The sequence below is a fragment of the Burkholderia sp. R-40 genome, assembly GCF_049942845.1.
Classification (GTDB): Bacteria; Pseudomonadota; Gammaproteobacteria; order Burkholderiales; family Burkholderiaceae; genus Burkholderia; species Burkholderia ambifaria.
Map to the genome: position 1 here is coordinate 418128 of NZ_CP187968.1, position 20771 is coordinate 438898.

Here is a 20771-nt window from a genome sequence, read left to right on the forward strand (position 1 = left end):
CTCTGGTGCGTCGGTACGGCCCGCGACCGCAGCCATACGACACATCGTCATCGATTTGCCGCCACTCTAAACCGGATCAGGCGGCGCAAATATCGCGCATTCGAGACGTTTACGACGAAGGAGAACAATGTTTCGCGACGGGGAATCGGCCGGCGGCGCGAGCGATGCGAGGCAGGTGCGACGGCGATGCGCCGGGCTGTCGCCGCCGGGCGGCAGGCGGACGAACCGGCCCCGTTGAACGGCCATCTGGCATCGATGCGAGGCCGGCGCATTGCGCGTCATGCCGATCAGCGCGATCGGCGCCGCATCGACTGCAATCAATCCATGCGGCGGCCCGGGGGGCTGGCATAAGGGTGCGTGAGCGCCGAGCCCACGATGCGGAGTCAGCCGCGCGGCGGGCGGACGCAACGCCCCACCCGCCCCGCAGCCGCGCGTACTACCGGCCCGGGCCCGCAAGCGGACCCGCCTCAGCCTGCGCCAGTCCCGACGGCCAGCCACCCGCCAGCGCCTTGTACAGCGCGACCGTCGACGTCGCGCTGCGCATCCGCGCGTCGGCTGCCGCGTCCTGCGCCTGCAGCAGCGTTCGCTGCGCGTCGAGCACTTCGTAGTAGTCGATCGCACCGGCCGAGAAACGCGTCTGCGCGAGTTGCGCGGCGCGCGCGCTGTCGTCCGCGGCACGTACCAGATGGGCGGTCTCGTCCCGCGTGCGCGCGACGCGCAGCAGCGCATTCTCCGTGTCCTCCAGCGCACCGAGCACGGTCTGCCGGTACTGCGCGAGCTGGCCCGCCGCTTCCGCGTCGCTCGCCGCGATCCGCGCGCGCACGCGGCCGACGTCGAGGAACGACCAGTCGATGCCGAGCGCGATCAGGTTCGTGTCGCTACCCGCACGGAAGAACCCGTAGCTGCTGGTCGCGCTGCCGAGCAGCCCCGCCAGCGTGAAGCGCGGAAACAGGTCGGCCGTCGCGACGCCGACCCGCGCGGTCGCCGCATGCAGCCGCGCTTGCGCGGCGGCGACGTCCGGGCGCCGCAGCAGCAGGTCGCCCGGGGTGCCTGGATCGATGTCCGCGGCAAGCGCCGGCAGCGGCGCCGGCGCGCCCTTCGGCGTATCGAAACGACCGATCAGCGCGTCCGGCGTCTGCCCCGTCAGCACCGCGAGCCGGTGCTCGTCGACGCCGATCGCGGCTTCGTACACGGCGATCCGCGACGTCGTCGATTCGTACTGCGCGCGCGCACGCGCCGCGTCGAGTTCGGAGCCACGCCCCGCGCCGACACGCGCATTGATCAGCGCGAGCGTCTGCTTCTGGTTCTCGGCGTTCTCGCGGGCGATCCGCAATCGCTCCTGCGAGCCGCGCAGATCCACATAGGTGCGAGCGACTTCGCCCGCGATCGCGACACGCACCGCGCGCACGTCGGCCGCGCTCGCGGCCGTTTCCGCACGCTGCGACTCGATCGAGCGGCGCACGCGGCCGAACAGGTCGAGCTCCCACGCCGCGTTGATCCCGACGCTGGAAATCGGCGTATCGCGCTGGCTGCGCGGCGCGCCGAACGCCTGATCCTTGCTCGTCAGCTGATGGCCGATCTGGCCGCTCGCGGTGATCGTCGGATAACGGTCGAACGTCGCTTGCGACAACAACGCGTTCGATGCGTCGTAGCGCGAAACGGCAACCTGCAGGTCCTGGTTCGCCGCGAGCGCCGCATCAATCAACTGCGTGAGCGCCGGATCGCCGAAGCCGCGCCAGAACACGGCGTCGGCATCGGCCGACGCATCGGGCGGCGCCGCATCCTGCGTGGCCGGATGCGCGTCGCGCGCGAACCGCGCGGCGCTCGCCGTGTCGGGCCGCTTGAAATCGGGGCCGACCGCGCACGCGGCGAGCGTCACCGACATCGCGAGCGCGGAAAGACGGAAAGCGGCGCTCATCGGTTTTCTCCTTCGAGGGTGGCGTGCTGTTCGCTCCAGACGGCCGGCGTGCCGCCCGCGAGCTTGCGGATCGCCACATAGAACACGGGCGTGAGGAACAGGCCGAACAACGTGACGCCGAGCATCCCCGCGAACACGGTGACACCAGTGGCCGCACGCACTTCGCTGCCCGCGCCGCAGCCGATCATCAGCGGCACCGAGCCCGCGATGAACGCGACCGACGTCATCACGATCGGGCGCAGCCGCAGCTTGCATGCCTCGAGCGCCGCTTCGATCACGCCCTTGCCCTGGATTTCAAGCTCGCGCGCGAATTCGACGATCAGGATCGCGTTCTTGCACGCGAGCCCCATCAGCACGACGAGCCCGACCTGCACGAACACGTTGTTGTCGCCGCCCGACAGCCATACGCCGAACAGCGCCGCGCACATGCACACCGGCACGATCAGGATCACCGCAAGCGGCAGCGTCCAGCTCTCGTACAACGCCGCCAAAACCAGGAACACGAGCATCACCGCGAGCGGGAACACGACGATCGCCGCGTTGCTCTGCGTGACCTGCTGGTAGCTGAGGTCGGTCCATTCGAGTGTAATGCCCGGCGGCAGCACGTCCTTCGCTATTTGCTGCAGCTTCGCGATCGCCTGCGACGACGACATGATTTTCGGATCGGCGTCGCCGATCAGGTCCGCGGCCGGATAGCCGTTGTAACGCACGACGGGGTCCGGACCGTACGCCGGCGCGACCGTCACCATCGAGCCGATCGGCACCATCTCGCCCTTCGCGTTGCGCGTGCGCAGGTTCGCGATGTCGGCGGCAGTCTGCCGGTGCCCGGAGTCGGCCTGTGCCATCACGCGGTACACGCGGCCGAATGCGTTGAAGTCGTTCACGTACATCGAGCCGAGATAGACCTGCAGCGTGTTGAAGAGGTCGGTCAGCGCGACGCCCTGCGCCTTCGCCTTCAGCCGATCAACCTTCACCTCGAGCTGCGGGATGTTCGCCTGGTACGCGCTGACGGGATAGCTCATCCCGGGCGTCTTCGCGACCGCCGCCTGGAACGCGCTCAGTGCGTTCTGCAACGCGCCGTAGCCGAGCCCGCCGCGATCCTCGAGGTACAGCGAGTAGCCCGAACCGTTGCCGAGGCCCTGGATCGGCGGCGGCATCAGCGCATAGGTGATGCCGCCGCCGATCGCCGCGAAGCGCGCGTTCAGGTCCGCGTTGATCTGCGCGGCGCTGCGGTGTCGCTGGTCGAACGGCTTCAGGATCACGTACGAGTTCGTGACGTTCGGCGTGTTCACGCCCTGCAGCGCGTTCAGCCCCGCGAACGCCGGCACCATCTCGACGCCGTCGGTGCCGAGCGCGATCTTCGTCATCTGCTCGGTCACCGCGCTGGTGCGAGCAAGCGACGCGCCTTCCGGCAGCTTCGCGCCGGCGAACAGGTACAGCTTGTCCTGCACGGGGATGAAGCCGCCCGGCACAGCGTTGAACAGCAGCGCGGTCGCCACGAGCAGGGCGGCGTAGACCGCGAACACCATGCCGCGCCGCTTCAGGGTGCGTCCGACGACCCCGTGATAGCGATCGGAGCTGCGCTCGAAGAAGCGGTTGAACGGATGGAACAGCCAGCCGAATGCGCGGTCGAGTGCGCGCGTGAGCGCATCCTTCGGCGCGCCGTGCGGACGCAGGAGCTTGGCGGCGAGCGCGGGCGACAGCGTCAGCGAGTTGATCGCGGAGATCACCGTCGAGATCGCGATCGTCACCGCGAACTGCTTGTAGAACTGGCCCGTGACGCCCGACATGAACGCCATCGGCACGAATACTGCGCACAGCACGAGCGCGATCGCGACGATCGGGCCCGATACCTCGCGCATCGCCTGGTGCGCGGCATCGCGCGGGCTCAGCCCCCGTGCGATGTTGCGCTCGACGTTCTCGACCACCACGATCGCATCGTCGACGACGATGCCGATCGCGAGCACGAGCCCGAACAGCGTCAGCGTGTTGATCGAATAGCCGAGCAGATAGAGCCACGCGAACGTGCCGACCACCGACACGGGCACCGCGACGAGCGGAATGATCGATGCGCGCCAGGTCTGCAGGAACAGTATCACGACGAGCACGACCAGCACGACGGCCTCGATCAGCGTGTGCTGCACCGCGCGGATCGATTCGCGCACGAACACGGTCGGATCCCATACCGGTCGATACGCGATACCGGGCGGGAAGCGCTTCGACAGTTCGTCGAGCTTCGCATACACGGCCTTCGCGACCTCGAGCGCGTTCGCGCCCGGCGACAGGAAGATGCCGACCACGGCCGAATGCTTGTCGTTGAAATACGAGCGCAGCGTGTAGTCGCCCGCGCCGAGCTCGATGCGCGCGACGTCGGACAGCTTCACGACCTGGCCATCGTCGCCGTTGCGCAGCACGATGTCGCCGAATTCCTGCACCGTGCGCAGCCGGCCGCGCACGTTGATCGACATGAGGAAGTCGTTCTTGTTCGGCGACGGCTCCGCGCCGAGCTGGCCGGCCGACACCTGCACGTTCTGCTCACGCACCGCGGCGATCACGTCGCTCGCGGTCAGCCCGCGCGACGCCAGCCGGTTCGGGTCGAGCCAGAGCCGCATCGCATAGTCGCCGGAGCCGTACACGCCGACGTCGCCGATACCGGTCAGGCGCGACAATTCATCCTTCACATGCAGCGTCAGGTAGTTGCGCAGGTACAGCGAATCGCGGCTGTTGTCCGGCGAATAGAGGCTCACGTACATCAGCGGCGTCGGCGACTGCTTCTGCGTGGTCACGCCATACTGGCGCACCTCGTCGGGCAGACGCGACAGTGCCTGGCTCACGCGGTTCTGCACGCGCACGGCGGCCGTATCGGGATCGACGCCCTGCAGGAACGTGACGACGACCTGCAGGCTGCCGTCCGAGCCCGCGACCGACTTCATGTACATGATGCCTTCGACGCCGTTGATCGCCTCTTCGAGCGGCTCGGCGACCGATTCGGCGATTTCCTTCGGGTTCGCGCCCGGGTACGTCGCACGCACGACGACGCTCGGCGGCACGACTTCCGGATATTCGCCGGCCGGCAGCATCGGAATCGAGATCAGGCCGATCGCGAAGATGACGATCGACAGCACGACCGCGAAGATCGGCCGGTCGATGAAGAATCGGGAGAAATCCATCGCATGTCTCCCGTTACCGCGCGGCCGGCGCACCGGCATCGGCCACGGCCACGGCCTGCGTGCCGTTGCCGGGGCCAGTGCCTGCATCCGCGCGCGCGGGCAGCGCCTTCGGTTTCACCTGCGCGCCCGGGTAGTAGATCCGCTGCAAGCCGTCGACGACCACGCGATCGCCCGACTGCAGCCCCTTCTCGACGATCCGCTCGCCGTCCAGCTCGCGGCCGATCGTCACGTCGCGACGCAGCGCCTTGTCGCCGGCGCCGATTACGTAGACGTACTTACGATCCTGGTCGGTGAGCACGGCCTTGTCGTCGACGAGCAGCGCATCCTGGGCGCGGCCGCTGACGAGCTGCACGCGTGCATAAAGGCCCGGCGTGAACGTATGGTCCGCGTTCGACAGCCGCACCCGCGCACGGATCGTGCCGGTTTGCGGATCGAGCCGGTTGTCGAGGAAATCGACGGTGCCCGCGTGCGGAAAGCCCGTCTCGTTCGCGAGGCCCACGCGCACCGGATCGGCGCCGATCGCACGATGCTTCGGATCGGCGCGCCGCGCGTTGTAGCGCAGGTAGCTCTGCTCGTCGCAGTCGAAATACACGTAGACGGGATCCTGCGACACGACGGTCGTCAGCAGCGTGTCGTCCGCGCGCGCGAGGTTGCCCGTCGTTGCGACCGCGCGGCCGACGCGGCCCGCGATCGGTGCACGCACTTCGGTGAAGCCGAGATTGAGCTTCGCGTCGGCGACGGCCGCGTCGGCCGCCTGCAGATCGGCGCGCGCCTGCTCGGCGCTTGCGCGCGCGTTGTCGAGCTCCTCCTGGGAGGTCGCATGCGCATCGATCAGCGTCTGCACGCGCTTGAGCTGCACGTTCGCGAGGCTTGCGGCCGCGCGCGCCCGCTGCTGCTGCGCATTCGCGCGGTCCAGCGCGATCCGGTACGGACGCGGATCGATCTCGAACAGCACGGCGCCCTGCGCGACGAGGTCGCCCTCCTTGTACGCGACGCGTTGCAGATAGCCGCTCACGCGCGGCCGCAGCTCGACCGCGTCGACCGCTTCGACGCGTCCGTTGAATTCGTCCGCGAGGCGGATCGTGCGCGGCGCGACGGTCGTCACGCCGACTTCGGGAAGGGGATGAGCCGACGATTCGCCTTTGCCGTCGTGACAGCCCGACAACGCCAGCAGCAGTGCGCAGGCCGCGCCCAAAGGCGACGTCCTGCGTAGGGATAAGGGGAGCATGATGCCTCGCGACGGGTTAAACTGCCGCTTAGCATAAAAGTTGAAGTTAACTTGAAGTCAAGCTTTCCCGGAGGGCATCATGGGTATCGACGAAACCCCGCAGTGGCCGCTGATGTCGATCCGCGAAGTGGCCGCGCGCAGCGGCGTGCCGGCGTCGACGCTGCGCTTCTACGAGATGCGCGGGCTGATCAAGTCGCACCGCAACGGCTCGAGCCATCGCCACTATTCGCGCGCGGTGCTGCGGCTGATCGCATTCATCGTGTTCGCGCAGAAGATCGGCTACTCGCTCGACGAGATCGCCGAGCAGCTCGTGAGCCTGCCGGAAGACACCGCGCCGACCAACAAGGACTGGCAGCGGCTGTCACGCGGCTGGAAGCAGCGCGTCGCGAACCGGATCGAGGAGCTGCAGCGGCTCTACATCAACCTCGACGAATGCATCGGCTGCGGCTGCCTGTCGCTGAAGCGCTGCAAGTTGACCAATCCCGAGGATCGCGCGGGGCGCAACGGCCCCGGCGCGCGGCGCTGGCTCGGCGATACGCCGCCCGATCTCGGCTGACGCACGCGGCCGGCGCGACGCCCCGCCGCCGCGCTGCCGTTCCGCGTCATCCGACGCGCCAGCCGCCGTTCACCGCGATCGTCGCGCCGGTGACGAACGACGCGCGCGGCCCGGCGAGCCACGCGACCGCATCCGCGATGTCGTCCGGATGGCCGGCGCGGCCGACCGGCGTCTGCTCGCGGATCGTCGCCGCGATGGCCGGTGCGACGCCGGTATCGCCGAACAAGCGCGTATCGGCGATATAGCCGGGCGCGACCGTATTGACCGTGACACCGCGCGGCCCGAGCTCGCGCGCCAGCGCGACGGTGAACCCTTCGACGCCCGCCTTCGCCGCCGCATACGCGAGGCCGCCCGGCAGGAGGCTGCCGGCGCGCGCCGCGATCGATCCGATGTTCACGATCCGCGCGGCGCGCTCGGCCAGGTGCGGCAGCACGGCCAGCGTCGTGATGAACGTGCTTTTGAGATTGGCATCGAGGACGGCATCCCATACGGTTTCGGCGTCGCCCGCTTCGCTGTCCGCGCCGCCCCGCCCCGTCTGCCCCGCGTTGTTGACCAGCACGTCGATGCGCGGCCACCGCGCGACGATCGCCGCGACCGCCGACGCCGCGTCGCGCCGCACGCTCAGGTCGGCCGCCTGCCCGATCGCCGCGTTGCCGAGCCGGGCGACGGCCGCCTCCAGGCGCCCCGCGTCGCGCCCGACGATCGCGACGCGATACCCGTCCTCCACCAGCCGGCGCGCGATCGCGAAGCCGATTCCGCTCGACCCGCCCGTGACGATCGCCGTACGTTGCCGTTCGCTGCCTGTCATGACCTGCCCTCCTTTCTTCGGTGTTGACGATTGATGACATTGGCAGTCTGGACAAGGCACGGCGATAGGTAAAATACGAATTCAATGACCATCCGATACGCGAAAGGTATCGCAATGATCGATTTGCGCCAGTTCCGGCAATTCATTGCCGTCGCCGAAACGCTCAGCTTCCGGCGCGCCGCCGAGCGCCTGCACATGGCGCAGCCGCCGCTCAGCGCGGCCATCCGCAAGCTCGAGGAAGAGTTGGGCGTCGCGCTGTTCGAACGCGACAACCGCGGCGCGACGCTCACGCCAGCCGGCGATGCCTTCCTGCTCGAAGCGCGCCGCGCACTCGAGCAGGCCGAGCGGGCGGTCGCCGTGGCGCGACGCGCCGGCGCCGGCCTGGGCGGCACGCTGCGGCTGCGGTTCGTCGACAGCACGGTCAACGCGCTGCTGCCGCTGATCCTCCGCGCGTTCCAGGAACGGCATCCGGACGTCGATTTCCAGCTGGACGAAGGCACGACCGCCGAGCAGGTGCTCGCGCTGCGTCAGGACCGCACGGATGTCGGCCTCGTCGTGCTGCCGGTGGCCGATGCCGGCGACGTGCACGTCGAGCCGCTGCTGCACGACCGGATGGTCGCCGCGCTGCCCGACGGCCACCGGCTCGCGCGCCGCCGCCGCATCGCGCTGGCCGAGCTGGCGGACGAACCGTGGGTGCTGTTTGCAGCGCATCACGGGCCCGGCATGCATGCGCGGATCGTGACGGCGTGCGCGCAGGCCGGCTTCGCGCCGCGGGTAGTCCAGCAGCCGCGCCAGATGCAGACGACGGCCGGACTCGTCGCGGGCGGCATCGGTGTCGCGCTGATGCCGCGCCTGTTCGTGCCGATGCAGCCGCAAGGCATTACGTTCTGCGAACTGACGGGTGCGGGCAGCCCGCTCGCGTACGAACTGGCGATCGCGTACCGGACGCCGTCGCCGCTCGTCGACGCGCTGCGCGACACTGCGCGGCACGCGGTTGGCACGCTGGGGCTGGTGGCTGCGACGTGACGGCGACGTGATCGCGCGCGTCGCGCGCACGGCGCTCAGTCGAGCAGGAAGTTGAGCGCGACGTCGAGCACGGCCTGCCGGAACGCATCCTGCCGCGTGGGCAACGACGTGAACTCGAGAATCAGGTGGCTATACGACACCGTCGTGCCGACCGCGCTCGCGATCATGAAGAACAGCACATCCGGATCGACCGGGCGGATCGCGCCGGCGTCGACAGCCTCCGCCAGCAGCGGAAACATCGCGTCGTGATACGGCCGCACGAGCCGCTCCCGCAGCCGGTCGAGCCGCGCGCCCTCCTCGGTCGCCGCCGTCGAGAAGAACATGCCGATGTCCGGCTCGTCGAATTCGTGATCGACGCACAGCTCGATCGCGCGCCGCATGCGCTCGCGATGCGGCAATGACGACGCGCGCAGCGCACGCAATGCATCGAACATCGGCTCGGCCAGCTCGGCGATCTGCTCGACGACCGCCAGCCACAGCGTTTCCTTCGTGCCGAAATGATGGGCGATCAGCGCCGCGTCGATGCCCAGCTCGCGCGCGACCTCACGCACGCTCGTCGCATCGTAGCCGCGCTTCGCGAACGTGCGGCGCGCGGCTCGCAATATCACGTCCGGACCGACGGACGCGTCCGCCAGCGGCCGCCCGCGCGTGCGCCGCTTCGACGGCGCGCACTCAGTGACTTCAGCCACGTATTCCTGCTCCTGTTGATTGATTCGAACGCCCGTATTCGTGCCCCGATTTCGCGTCGCCGGAGCCGGGCCGCCCTGCCCCGCTCCGTTGACACGCGAAGCCGGGAAGCGCTAGGATCATACCTTATTCATCACGTGATGATTTATCCATGACAACCCTTACTCGCCCTGCCCGCATCGTCATCGTCGGCGGCGGAATCGCCGGCTTGCAGCTCGCGACCCGCCTCGGTGAACGCCTCGGCCGTAGCGGGCGCGCGCAGGTCACCGTCGTCGACCGCAGCCCGACCCACGTGTGGAAGCCGATGCTGCACACGATCGCGGCCGGCACACGCGACGTGCAGCAACAGCAGGTGATCTTCCTCGCCCACGCGCGCGACCACGGCTACACGTACCAGCCCGGCGAACTGAAGGGGCTCGATCGCGCGCGCCGCCGCGTGCAGCTCGCCGAGATCCGCTCGCCGGACGGCGAACTCCTGCTCGACGCGCGCGAGCTCGAATACGACGTGCTGATCCTCGCGCTCGGCAGCCAGGCCAACGATTTCGCCGTGCCGGGCGTGCGCGAGCACTGCTACTTCATCGACAGCCAGCAGCAGGCCGAAACCTTCAACGAAGCGCTGCGGATGCGCGTGTTCCGCAGCATCGCGCGCGACGAGCCGTTTCGCGTCGCGATCGTCGGTGCGGGCGCGACGGGCGTGGAACTGGCAGCGGAGCTGAGCCGGCTGCTGGAAATCGCGCAGGCGTATGGCGATGAGACGGTGCGCGAGCGGCTGCAGCTGACGCTGCTCGAAAGCGGCCCGCGCATCCTCGCCGCGTTTCCGCCGAGGATTTCCGCGTCCGCGCAGCGCCGGCTCGAACAGATCGGCATTCACGTGCTGACGTCGACGCGCGTCACGTCGGCCGATGCGAACGGCTTCCACTATGGAGACGGTTCGTTTGCCGAAGCGGATTTGATGGTGTGGGCGGCCGGCGTGAAGGCGTCCGATTTCATGCAGGCGCTGGGCGGGCTCGATACGAACCGTGCGAACCAGATCATGGTCGGACCCACGTTGCAGGCCACGGCCGACGAACACGTGTTCGCGATCGGCGATTGCGCGAGCCTCCAACCCGACGGCCAGGAGCGGCCGCTGCCGCCGACCGCGCAGGTCGCGACCCAGCAGGCCGAGCATCTCGCGAAACACCTGCCCGCGTGGCTCGACGGCAAGCCGTTGCCGCCGTTCGCGTTCCACGATTTCGGCGCGCTCGTGTCGATCAGCGACTACGACGCATTCGGCACGCTCGGGCAATTCGGGTTCTTCCGAGGCGGCTTCATCCAGGGGCGTTTCGCCCAGTTCAGCCATCTGATGCTGTACCGGCGGCACCAGCAGGCGCTGCACGGATTCTCCAAGGCGACGCTGCTGTGGATCGCCGAACGGATCAACGGCTGCGTGCAGCCGCGCATCCGCCTGTCTTGATACATTGCGTAACGTTTCGAGGAAAGCAGACATGAGCAACAGTGCAGCCGCCTGGCTCAGGACCGTCGCCGCGATCGGCAGCTTCGACATGCCGTCCGTCTCATGGGCCGCGCCGCGCCGGCGCAGCGTCACGCGCGACCGCTTGCCGTCGTGGGACGCGACGAGCCAGCCGACCATCAGCGTGCTCGAGCGGCCTACCGCCGACACCGTGATGATTTCGTGGCGCGACGCGTGCACCGGCCACTACGGTTACCAGAAGTGGAGGCTGTTCACGACGCGCAAGCGCGGCGTCTGCGCGCTGTCGGGGCGGCCGATCGCGCCCGGCGACAGCGTCTATGCGCCGCAACTGCTCGGCTCGGCGCCGGGCAACGCCGCCGCGATGGTGCTGGCGGCGTCTCTCGACGAGGCGTGCGCCGCTTAAGCGGACGTCGCCCGACCGGCGCCATAGGCCGGATCACCGTTCTGCCGTTCCAGTTCCGCGTCGAGATGCGCGGCATGCGCCTTCGCTTCGGACTCCGACATCAGCTCGCCTTCCCACTTCGCGACCACCGCGCTGGCGATCGAGTTGCCCACCGCATTGGTGGCCGAGCGCCCCATGTCGAGGAACGTGTCGACGCCGAGGATCAGCAGCAGCCCCGCTTCCGGAATGTCGAACTGATGCAGCGTCGCCGCGATCACGACGAGCGATGCGCGCGGCACGCCGGCCATCCCCTTCGACGTCAGCATCAGCACCAGCAGCATCGTGATCTGCGTGCCGAGCGACAGATGGATGTTGTACGCCTGCGCGATGAACAGCGACGCGAACGTGCAGTACATCATCGAGCCGTCGAGGTTGAACGAATAGCCCATCGGCATCACGAAGCTCGAGATCTTGCGCCGCACGCCGAATCGGTCGAGCGCATCGAGGATCTTCGGGTACGCGGCTTCGGAGCTCGCGGTCGCGAACGACAGCATGAACGCTTCCTTGATCAGCGCCAGCAGCTTGAACACACGACGGCCGAGGAACAACAGGCCGGCGGCCACGAGCGTGCTCCACAGCAGGAACAGGCTCACGTAGAAGTCGCCCATGAACACCGCGAACTTCAGCAGGATCGACAGCCCGTTGATCGCGACGGTCGACGCCATCGCGGCCAGCACCGCGAGCGGCGCGAGCTTCATCACGTAGCCGGTGATCTTCAGCATCACGTGCGCCAGCTGGTCGATCGCGGCGACGAGGATCTTGCCGCGCTCGCCGAGCGCCGACAGCGCCACGCCGAAGAACATCGAGAACACGACGATCTGCAGGATTTCGTTGTTGCTCATTGCCTCGGCGAACGACTTCGGCACCATGTGGCTGACGAAATCCTTCAACGTGAACTTGGACGTCGCGAGATGCGCGGATGCGCCAACATCCGGCAGCGGCAGGCCGAGGTTTTCCCCCGGGTGCAGCAGGTTCGCCATCAGCAGCCCGAGCAGCAGCGAAACCAGCGATGCGGTGACGAACCAGCCGAACGCCTTCACGAACACACGCCCCACCGACGATGCGTCGCCCATGTGCGCGATGCCGACGACCAGCGTCGAGAACACCAGCGGCCCGATCACCATCTTGATCAAGCGCAGGAACACGTCGGACACGAGCGAGATGTAGCCGGCGATTTCCGTCGCGGACTGCTTGTCCGGAAACTGCGTATAGATCATGTAGCCGATGAAGATACCGGCCGCCATTGCGAGCAGGATCCAGACTGCCGCGGACATTCGTTTGTTCATAACGGTACTCGACGCACGGTGCAGGAATGGAAGAAAAACGCCGCGCCGATGCCGTGCCACGGTGCGCGTTGCGGGCCAGTCGTGCGCCCTGTCGCTGCTCCGGCGCTCGCGCGATGGCGAACGCCGGTTGCAACGGTTCGATGTGATGCGATCAAACCGGATCGGTGAGTACCCGATCAGTAGCCGATCGCCGACCCGGCCGGGCGGCGCGGATCGTTGACGCCATAGATGTAGCCGACGCGTACATTGCCGGATACCGACGAGTCGTTACCGGAACTCTGGTGGCTCGTCGCTTCGGTGCCGGGCAGGCCGACCATGATCAGCTCGGCGGCGCCCCACGGCGTCTGCTCGACCATCTTGTAGCCCATCTTGTGCAGGATCGCGAGCGTGTCCGGCGACAGGCCGCGGGTCTCGTAATAGACCTCGTCCGGCAGCCATTGATGATGGACGCGCGGCGCGCCGACCGCATCCTGCGGCGTCATCCCGTAGTCGATCACGTTCAGCACGGTCTGCAGCGTGATCGTGATGATGCGCGAGCCGCCCGGCGAACCGACCACCATGAACACCTTGCCGTCCTTCTTCACGATCGTCGGCGCCATCGACGACAGCGGACGCTTGCCCGGTGCGATCGAGTTGCGCGTGCCCTGCACGAGGCCGAACAGGTTCTGCGCGCCGACCTTCACGGTGAAGTCGTCCATCTCGTCGTTCAGGAAGAAGCCCGTGCCCGGCGCGATCACCACGGCGCCGAAGCGGCCGTTGACGGTGTATGTCGTCGACACTGCGTTGCCGTCGTGATCGACGATCGAATAGTGGGTCGTCTCCGGCTTCTCGTGCACGCCGACGCCCGGCTGCACGTCGACCGACGCCGTCGCCATCTCGCCGCTGATCTGCTTGCGGATCTCGGCCGCATACGCCTTGCTCGTCAGCTTCGCGACGGGATTGTCGATGAAGTTCGGATCGCCCAGCAGCGTGTTGCGATCCTCGTAGGCATGACGCATCGCCTCGGTCATGTAGTGGACCACCGACGCCGACTGGTAGCCCATCTTGCGCAGGTCATAGCCTTCGAGGACGTTCAGCGTCTCGCACATCGTCACGCCGCCCGAGCTCGGCGGCGGCGCCGACACGAACTCGTAGCCGCGATACGTGCAGGTCAGCGGCGCGACGTCCTGCGCGCGATACGACGCGAAATCGGCTGCCGTGATCAGGCCGCCGCCGCGCTTCGCGGCCGCTTCGACGATCTTCGGGATCTCGCCGTGATAGAACGCCTCGGGGCCCTGCTCCGCGATGCGCTCGAGCGTGCGCGCCAGGTCCTTCTGCACCAGACGGTCGCCCGGCTGCAGCGGCGTGCCGTCCGAGCGCAGGAAGATGCGCGCGGCTTCCGGATCCTTCTTGAAGCGCTCGATCGTCGTGTCGAGGATGTCGGTATCGCCGCGCGTCAGCACGAAGCCGTCGCGCGCGAGCCGGATCGCCGGCTCCATCACCTGCTTGCGCGTCAGCTTGCCGTACTTGCGCTGCGCGAGGTCGAGACCGGCGACCGTGCCCGGCACGCCGACCGCGCGATAGCCGTACAGGCTGTCGTCCGGAATGACGTTGCCCTTCGCATCGAGATACATGTTCGCCGACGCCGCGGCCGGCGCCGTCTCGCGGAAATTGATGAAGCGGTCGCGGCCATCGGCCAGGTGCACGGTCATGAAGCCGCCGCCGCCGATGTTGCCGCAGCACGGATTGGTCACCGCCTGCGCGTAGCCGACCGCCACCGCGGCGTCCACCGCGTTGCCGCCCTTCTTCAGGATGTCGACGCCGATCTGTGACGCGTAATGCTGCGACGACACGACCATGCCGTTCTTCGCTTCCACCGCGGGTTCCGAAGCGGCGAGCACGCACGCGCTCATGGCAGACAACAGGGTGAGTACTACGAGCCGCCTCATGACGGAATCCTCCAGACAATAACCGGGCCATGCGGATGCGATCCGACATGTAATGAACAGTACATTCCAGCGAGGCCGCGATCATATCACCGGGGTTTTTATTCAAAAACCTAGGGTTATCACTGAACTATTCCGCTCTATCTGATGGATCCGCCGTCGCTTTGAATGTTTGTTTTATTACACATGTGAATGATCAGAGCGGAGGCGATGCGGCCCTCTAATCTGGAGTCGCACACGGCCCGCGGGCCGTCGATCGGCTAACATGCGTGGAGTCGCCGGCAGACACAGGTCTGCCGTTTGTCATTCAGATACGAGCAAGCCGGAGTGCCCGATGGGGACAAGCATCAGGGCGTTGCTGCTATCCCAGATGGATAGCTTCACGCCGTCGGAACAGAAGGTCGCGCATGCGTTGCTGGATCGCTATCCGAGCCTCGGTCTCGGGCCGATCGCGAGCTTCGCGAAGCAAGCCGAAGTCAGCGACCCGACCGTGTTTCGCTTCGTCGTGCGGATCGGCTTTCCGAACTACTCCTCGTTCCAGCAGGCGTTGCACGACGAGATCGATACCGCGATGAATTCGCCGCTCGCGCGGATGGATGCGTTCCACTCGGAATCGGGAATGCGCGACAGTCATTCGGCGATCTTCCAGCGGCTCTCGCAAGCGCTCGCCACGACGATCGACGAGCTCGACGCGGCGGCGTTCGACGAAGCGGTGACGCTGCTGGCCGATCCGGATCTTCGCGTGTTCTGCGGCGGCGGGCGTTACACCGCGCCGCTCGCGTCGCTGTTTTCCTTCGCGCTCGCGTATGCGCGTCCGCATGTGCAGTACGTCGAGCTGAACGTGAATCTCGCATCGGTCACGCTGACGGACATGGGGCCTGCCGACGTGCTGGTCATCTTCGATTTTCGCCGCTATCAGAAGGACAGCATCCGGTTCGCGCAGGCTGCGCATCAGCTCGGCGTGCGGGTGCTGCTGATTACCGACGAATGGCGCTCGCCGATCAGCGCGTTCGCCGAGATCGTGTTGCGGATCCAGGGACGCCCGTTCGCGATGCTGCAGACGAACGTGCCCGCACTCGCGCTCGCCGAAGCGCTGGTGATCGGCGTGACGAACCGGCTTCCCGAACTGGCGCGGCAGCGGATGGAGAAGATCGAGCGGCTGAGCACGGGTGGGGTCGAGCGCGATGCGAATCAGTGGGATTTGCCGGAGTGACGGTGATCGTCATTCGGGCATGAGCTTTCAGTTATTGACGTCGTGGGGCGCCCGTACGTGTCTAATTGCACACTTCACGACTCCACATCCTCAAGACTGAACACCTCCGTCTTGTCGTTATACGAAAAGACTTCGCCGTAACGCCCCCAGTCGATCACCGCGTCGAGCGTTTCCTCGGCCGCGCCGTCCGACAGAAAATCCTCCAGCTCCTGCTCGAAGCGCACGCGCGGCGCGCGATGGCCCGGACGTTCGTTCAGCACCTTCTTGATCCGCGCGGCGAGCGGTACGTGCTTGAGCAGGTGATCGGCGAACATCAGCTTGCGCTCCTGCGTGCCGAACTCCGCGAACACGCGTGCAGGCGGCGTCAGGAACACGTCCCCTTCCCGCACATCCGCAAAACCAAGGTACTGCAGCACTTCGGCGATCGGGAACAGCTCGTCCACTTCCAGATGCAACGTACGCGCGATTTCCGGCATGTCCGCGCGGCCGTGGTACGGCGCCATCGCGAGCGTCTCGATCAGGCCGGCCATCAGGTTGGTCGACACCTGCGGCAGCCAGCTGCCGAGCTCCAGCCCCTTTTTCGTCGCCTCGCCGGTCTGGCGCGCGGTCATCTTCGCGTAGATGTCGTCGACCAGCTTGCGGAAGGCCGGGTCGAGCCGATTGCGCGGATGCTTGAACGGCACCTTGATCTCGGCGATCACGCGGCCCGGGTTCGACGACAGCACGAGGATCCGGTCGCACATGAACACCGCTTCCTCGATGTTGTGCGTGACGATCAGCACCGACTTGATCGGCATCCGGCCTTGCGTCCACAGATCCAGCAGGTCGGTACGCAGCGTTTCAGCCGTCAGCACGTCGAGTGCGGAAAACGGCTCGTCCATCAGCAGAATCGTCGGATCGACGACGAGCGCACGCGCGAAACCGACGCGCTGGCGCATGCCGCCCGACAACTCGCGCGGATACGCGTTCTCGAAGCCGTCGAGACCGATCAGGTCGATCGCGGCGAGCGCGCGTTCGCGCCGCTCGCGTGCGCCGACGCCAAGCGCTTCCAGCCCGGCTTCCACGTTCTGCAGCACGGTCAGCCACGGGAACAGCGCGAAGGTCTGGAACACCATCGCGACGCCTTCCGCCGGGCCGCGCAGCGGCTTGCCGAGATACGTCACTTCACCGCCGGTCGGCTCGATCAGCCCGGCGATGATTCGCAGCAGCGTCGACTTGCCCGACCCTGAACGGCCGAGCAGCCCGACGATCTCGCCTTCGCGCAGCGACAGGTTCGCGTCGTCGAGCACGAGCAATTCGCCCTGCGTCTTGTTGAAGCCGCGACAGACGTGATCGACACGCAGGATTTCCTCGCCGAGGCGCGGCGGCTGCAACGGCTGGGACGTCTTGACGGGGGCGTTGATAACGGTCGAATTTTGCATCGCGCTTACTCTCAATCGAGACGGAGCCGGGATTCCGCATAGGCGTACATCGGACGCCACAGCAGACGGTTGAACAAGGTAACGAACAGGGACATCACGGCGATGCCCAGAATGATCTTCGGGAAGTCGCCGGCGGCGGTAGTCTGCGCGATGTACGAGCCGAGGCCGTGCGCGACGACCTTCGTGTCACCCCACTGCACGAACTCGGACACGATGCTCGCGTTCCACGCGCCACCCGACGCGGTGATCGCGCCGGTCACGTAGTACGGGAAGATGCCGGGCAGGATCGCCTGGCGCCACCACTGCCAGCCGCGGATGCGGAAATTCTTCGTCGCTTCCTTGTAGTCGTTCGGATAGGACATCGCGCCGGCGATCACGTTGAACAGGATGTACCACTGCGTGCCGAGCACAATCAGCGGCGACAGCCAGATGTCCGCGTTCAGGTGGAAGTGGACAATCGCGATCACGAACACCGGAAACAGCAGGTTGGCCGGGAACGCGGCGAGGAACTGCGCGAGCGGCTGGATCTTCTCGGCGAGCGCGGGGCGCAGCCCGATCAGCACGCCGAGCGGCACCCAGACCACCGACGCGATCGCGATCAGCACCAGCACGCGCAACAGCGTGATGAGACCGAGCACGAGTACGTGGCCGACGTCGGCCATCGTCACGCCGGTCGCGACGAAACTGACGACGCGCCATGCGACGTACACAGTGATCAGGATCACGAACGTTCCCCACACGATATCGCCGATGCGCGACGAACCACCCGCCGACGCAGCGCGCGAGCGACTGTCCGCGAGCGACGGCGCGCGCAACGGAATCCGCGCGGCCTGCGACAGCAGCCAGCCGGCGGGCACCAGCAACTGATGGATCAGGTGCGTACGACGCATCATGTCGAGCAGCCACGATTGCGGCGCATCGCCCGACGCGGTGTTCTCCATCCGGAACTTGTCGGCCCACGCGACGAGCGGACGGAACAGGAACTGGTCGTACGCGAGAATCACGACCGACATCGCGACGATCACCCAGCCCACCGCGCCGAGGTTCTTGTCCGAGATCGCCTGCGCGAGATATGCGCCAATTCCCGGCAGCGTGATCGTCTGGTTGCCGACGGTGATGGCCTCCGATGCGACGACGAAGAACCAGCCGCCCGACATCGACATCATCATGTTCCAGATCAGCCCCGGCATCGAGAACGGCACTTCGAGCTTCCAGAAGCGCTGCCACGACGTCAGGTGAAAGCCGCGCGACACTTCGCTCAGGTCGCGCGGCACCGTGCGCAGCGACTGGTAGAAGCTGAATGTCATGTTCCACGCCTGGCTCGTGAAGATCGCGAAGATCGCCGCGAGCTCGGCGCCGAGCACGCGGCCCGGGAACAGCGCGAGGAAGAACGTGACCGTAAACGAGATGTAGCCGAGCACCGGCACCGACTGCAGGATGTCGAGGATCGGGATCAACACCATGCCGATACGGCGGCTCTTCGCGGCGAGCGTGCCGTAGACCAGCGTGAACACGAGCGACGCGACCATCGCGGCGAGCATGCGCAGCGTCGTGCGCAACGCGTATTCGGGCAGGTTCGACGGATCGAGCGAGATCTTCTGGGTCTGAAGGGTCCCGATCGGCGCCAGCGTCTGATGGAAGCCGACGATCGCCATCGCGAGTATGCCGATGATCAACGGAAATGCGACCGCGTCCCAGCGATTGGGGAGCACGCGCCACGCGGATGCATTGGCGGTGCGATTCGGGTCGAAGAAACGGATATCCATCGGTAGCGTCTTGGTCGAATTGAAAATCGATGGGGGGCGGCCGATCGCCGCGTCAGCGGGTGCGGCCCGGAACACATTCCCAGGCGTCGGGCGGACGATTGCCGGCAACCTGACAAGGCAGCGCCAGGCCGATGATGCGCGTGCGATGACTGGCCGCACCGCTGGCTTCCGTTGCCGCGAGATTCAGCATGAGGGGCTCCGGAGAAGGTGATTCGGTGTCGCAGGCTATCGGGCGCGGATGACGCAACTGTGACGTGTCACTTACAGGACATTGACACGTCATGCGCCGGCGCTTCGTCATCGCACCGCAAGCCGCGAACAGCGGGCCCAACTTCGTAATACGAGGGAATAAATCCGTCGTCTCGCCGGTATGGCATGCGAATACGCCGGCTTATTCCAGGACGATCCGGCCGTCCCGTTACGTCATACGATTGCGAGGCTCCCATGTCTTCATCGACCCCTACCCGCCCGTCGCGCCGCAAGGCCCTGCAATGCATGGCGTTCGGCGGACTCGGCACGCTGTTTACGCTATCGGGCGGCATCCTGACGCCGTTCGATCTCGCGCTTGCGCAAAGCGGCGCCGCCGTCCCCGCGAAGGCGGGGCGGCCGCTGTTCGTGCAGATCAGCGACACGCATATCGGCTTCAACAAGGACGCGAATCCCGACGTCGCGGCCACGCTGCGGCAGACCATCGACCTCGTCAACGGAATGTCCACCGCGCCCCCGCTCACGATCCATACCGGCGACATCACGCACTTGTCCAAACCGGAGGAATTCGACCACGCGTCGCAGCTGCTGTCCGGGCTGCGCGTGCCGGAACTGCACACGGTGCCCGGCGAACACGACGTGACCGACGGTTCGGGCGCCGAATATTTCAGCCGGTTCGGCAAGGCGTCGGACAACCGCGGCTACTACAGCTTCGATCATGCGGGCGTGCACTTCGTCGCGCTCGTCAACGTGATGCACTTCAAGCCGAACGGCCTCGGCAGTTTCGGCGACGAACAACTCTCATGGCTCGCGCAGGACCTGAAGGGGCAGTCGTCGAGCACGCCGATCGTCGTGTTCTCGCACATGCCGATGTGGACCATCTACGAGCCGTGGGGCTGGGGCACCGGCGATGCGCCGCAGACGATGGCGCTGCTGCGCCGCTTCGGCTCGGTCACCGTGCTGAACGGGCACATCCACCAGATCGTGTCGAAGGTCGAGGGCAACGTGACGTTCCATACCGCGCGCTCCACCGCGTTCCCGCAGCCGACCGCCGGCAACGGCCCGGGCCCGGTGCCGCTCACGGTGCCGCGCGACCGGCTGCCCGCGATGCTCGGCGTGACGACGGTCGATTTCGCCGGCCATCCCACGACAGCGTCGTTGCGCGACACGACGCTCGCCTGATCCGGATACGCAAGGAGACCGACATGACCTTCTTCAAGCCCTCGATGCTGCCGGCCGCGCTGATCCTGTGCGCGGCCGCCGCCGGCACGCCGCTCGCCGCGTTCGCGCAAACCCCGGCCGGCCCGCTCGTGACGATCCGCAATTTCATGTTTTCGCCGATGTCGACCACGATCAAGGCCGGCGCGACGATCACGTGGAAGAACCTTGACGCGGAACCGCACACCGTCGTCAACGACGCGGGCATCTTTCGTTCGAAAGCGCTCGACCAGGACGAGACCTACTCGTTCCGCTTCGACAAGCCGGGTGTCTACAAGGTGTTCTGCGGGATTCATCCGTACATGAAGGAGACCATCACCGTGGAATGACACGGCACGCGCCACGATCGGGCATGACGGACGGTGCGCGTCGATCGCCTACACTGGTTCCATTCGGCCGGAACCCGCCGGCCGTCACCGACTGCGAGGA

General features: G+C 66.9%; 17 protein-coding genes. 7 read left to right on the plus strand and 10 right to left on the minus strand.

Translation table 11 applies throughout. The features are described from left to right. Positions 1-436: 436 nt before the first annotated feature. Genes ACP26O_RS18215 through ACP26O_RS18225 form a run of 3 tightly spaced genes read right to left on the minus strand, consistent with a single transcriptional unit; the run spans position 437 to position 6316 of the window. Complete coding sequence (locus tag ACP26O_RS18215; protein WP_426356384.1) at positions 437-1918, minus strand: efflux transporter outer membrane subunit; 1482 nt, start codon at positions 1916-1918, stop codon at positions 437-439. After that, complete coding sequence (locus ACP26O_RS18220) at positions 1915-5088, minus strand: efflux RND transporter permease subunit (RefSeq protein ID WP_426356385.1); 3174 nt, start codon at positions 5086-5088, stop codon at positions 1915-1917. The genes ACP26O_RS18215 and ACP26O_RS18220 overlap by 4 nt, the downstream gene beginning before the upstream one ends. A 13-nt stretch (positions 5089-5101) precedes the next feature. Continuing rightward, positions 5102-6316 (minus strand): efflux RND transporter periplasmic adaptor subunit, encoded by a 1215-nt coding sequence (locus ACP26O_RS18225; RefSeq protein ID WP_426356386.1) that lies wholly within the window; start codon positions 6314-6316, stop codon positions 5102-5104. 79 nt (positions 6317-6395) lie between these two features. Between ACP26O_RS18225 and soxR the strand changes: the two genes are divergently transcribed. Beyond that, on the plus strand, positions 6396-6872 hold the full coding sequence (gene soxR / locus ACP26O_RS18230) for a redox-sensitive transcriptional activator SoxR (protein WP_175663563.1): 477 nt from the start codon (positions 6396-6398) through the stop codon (positions 6870-6872). 46 nt (positions 6873-6918) lie between these two features. Here the strand turns inward: soxR and ACP26O_RS18235 are convergent, their stop codons facing one another. Next, positions 6919-7680 (minus strand): SDR family NAD(P)-dependent oxidoreductase, encoded by a 762-nt coding sequence (locus tag ACP26O_RS18235; RefSeq protein WP_175663562.1) that lies wholly within the window; start codon positions 7678-7680, stop codon positions 6919-6921. Between the two features lie 114 nt (positions 7681-7794). On the opposite strand from ACP26O_RS18235, the gene ACP26O_RS18240 reads away from it, so the two are divergent. Continuing rightward, complete coding sequence (locus ACP26O_RS18240) at positions 7795-8706, plus strand: LysR family transcriptional regulator (protein ID WP_175663561.1); 912 nt, start codon at positions 7795-7797, stop codon at positions 8704-8706. A gap of 35 nt (positions 8707-8741) precedes the next feature. Here the strand turns inward: ACP26O_RS18240 and ACP26O_RS18245 are convergent, their stop codons facing one another. Next, on the minus strand, positions 8742-9395 hold the full coding sequence (locus ACP26O_RS18245) for a TetR/AcrR family transcriptional regulator (protein WP_175663560.1): 654 nt from the start codon (positions 9393-9395) through the stop codon (positions 8742-8744). A gap of 149 nt (positions 9396-9544) precedes the next feature. Between ACP26O_RS18245 and ACP26O_RS18250 the strand changes: the two genes are divergently transcribed. Next, the gene (locus ACP26O_RS18250) at positions 9545-10846 is read left to right on the plus strand and encodes an NAD(P)/FAD-dependent oxidoreductase (RefSeq protein ID WP_175663559.1); all 1302 of its coding nucleotides are present in this window, start codon (positions 9545-9547) and stop codon (positions 10844-10846) included. 31 nt (positions 10847-10877) lie between these two features. Then, on the plus strand, positions 10878-11267 hold the full coding sequence (locus ACP26O_RS18255; protein ID WP_006752593.1) for a DUF3331 domain-containing protein: 390 nt from the start codon (positions 10878-10880) through the stop codon (positions 11265-11267). Here ACP26O_RS18255 and ACP26O_RS18260 read toward each other — a convergent pair. Next, positions 11264-12592: a dicarboxylate/amino acid:cation symporter gene (locus tag ACP26O_RS18260; RefSeq protein WP_426356387.1), complete on the minus strand. Its 1329-nt coding sequence runs from the start codon at positions 12590-12592 to the stop codon at positions 11264-11266. The two genes, ACP26O_RS18255 and ACP26O_RS18260, sit on opposite strands and share 4 nt — an antisense overlap. 176 nt (positions 12593-12768) lie before the next feature. Continuing rightward, positions 12769-14520 carry a gamma-glutamyltransferase gene (gene ggt, locus ACP26O_RS18265; RefSeq protein WP_175663557.1) on the minus strand — a complete coding sequence of 584 codons (1752 nt, stop codon included), beginning with the start codon at positions 14518-14520 and terminating at the stop codon, positions 12769-12771. A gap of 331 nt (positions 14521-14851) precedes the next feature. Between ggt and ACP26O_RS18270 the strand changes: the two genes are divergently transcribed. After that, positions 14852-15730: a MurR/RpiR family transcriptional regulator gene (locus tag ACP26O_RS18270; protein ID WP_175663556.1), complete on the plus strand. Its 879-nt coding sequence runs from the start codon at positions 14852-14854 to the stop codon at positions 15728-15730. Between the two features lie 74 nt (positions 15731-15804). On the opposite strand, the gene ACP26O_RS18275 is transcribed toward ACP26O_RS18270, so the two are convergent. Genes ACP26O_RS18275 through ACP26O_RS18285 form a run of 3 tightly spaced genes read right to left on the minus strand, consistent with a single transcriptional unit; the run spans position 15805 to position 19107 of the window. Further along, the gene (locus tag ACP26O_RS18275; RefSeq protein ID WP_041491493.1) at positions 15805-17151 is read right to left on the minus strand and encodes an AAA-associated domain-containing protein; all 1347 of its coding nucleotides are present in this window, start codon (positions 17149-17151) and stop codon (positions 15805-15807) included. Positions 17152-17162: 11 nt separating this feature from the next. Further along, positions 17163-18917: an ABC transporter permease gene (locus tag ACP26O_RS18280; protein ID WP_175663555.1), complete on the minus strand. Its 1755-nt coding sequence runs from the start codon at positions 18915-18917 to the stop codon at positions 17163-17165. A 52-nt stretch (positions 18918-18969) separates the two neighbouring features. Beyond that, complete coding sequence (locus ACP26O_RS18285) at positions 18970-19107, minus strand: hypothetical protein (protein ID WP_175663554.1); 138 nt, start codon at positions 19105-19107, stop codon at positions 18970-18972. Positions 19108-19361: 254 nt separating this feature from the next. Here ACP26O_RS18285 and ACP26O_RS18290 point away from each other — a divergent pair, with 254 nt between their 5' ends. Both ACP26O_RS18290 and ACP26O_RS18295 read left to right on the plus strand, forming a co-directional pair. After that, entirely contained in the window at positions 19362-20306 is a 945-nt protein-coding gene (locus ACP26O_RS18290) for a metallophosphoesterase family protein (protein WP_175663553.1), read from the plus strand. Between the two features lie 23 nt (positions 20307-20329). Then, positions 20330-20671: a cupredoxin domain-containing protein gene (locus tag ACP26O_RS18295; RefSeq protein ID WP_165753423.1), complete on the plus strand. Its 342-nt coding sequence runs from the start codon at positions 20330-20332 to the stop codon at positions 20669-20671. Positions 20672-20771: the final 100 nt, after the last annotated feature.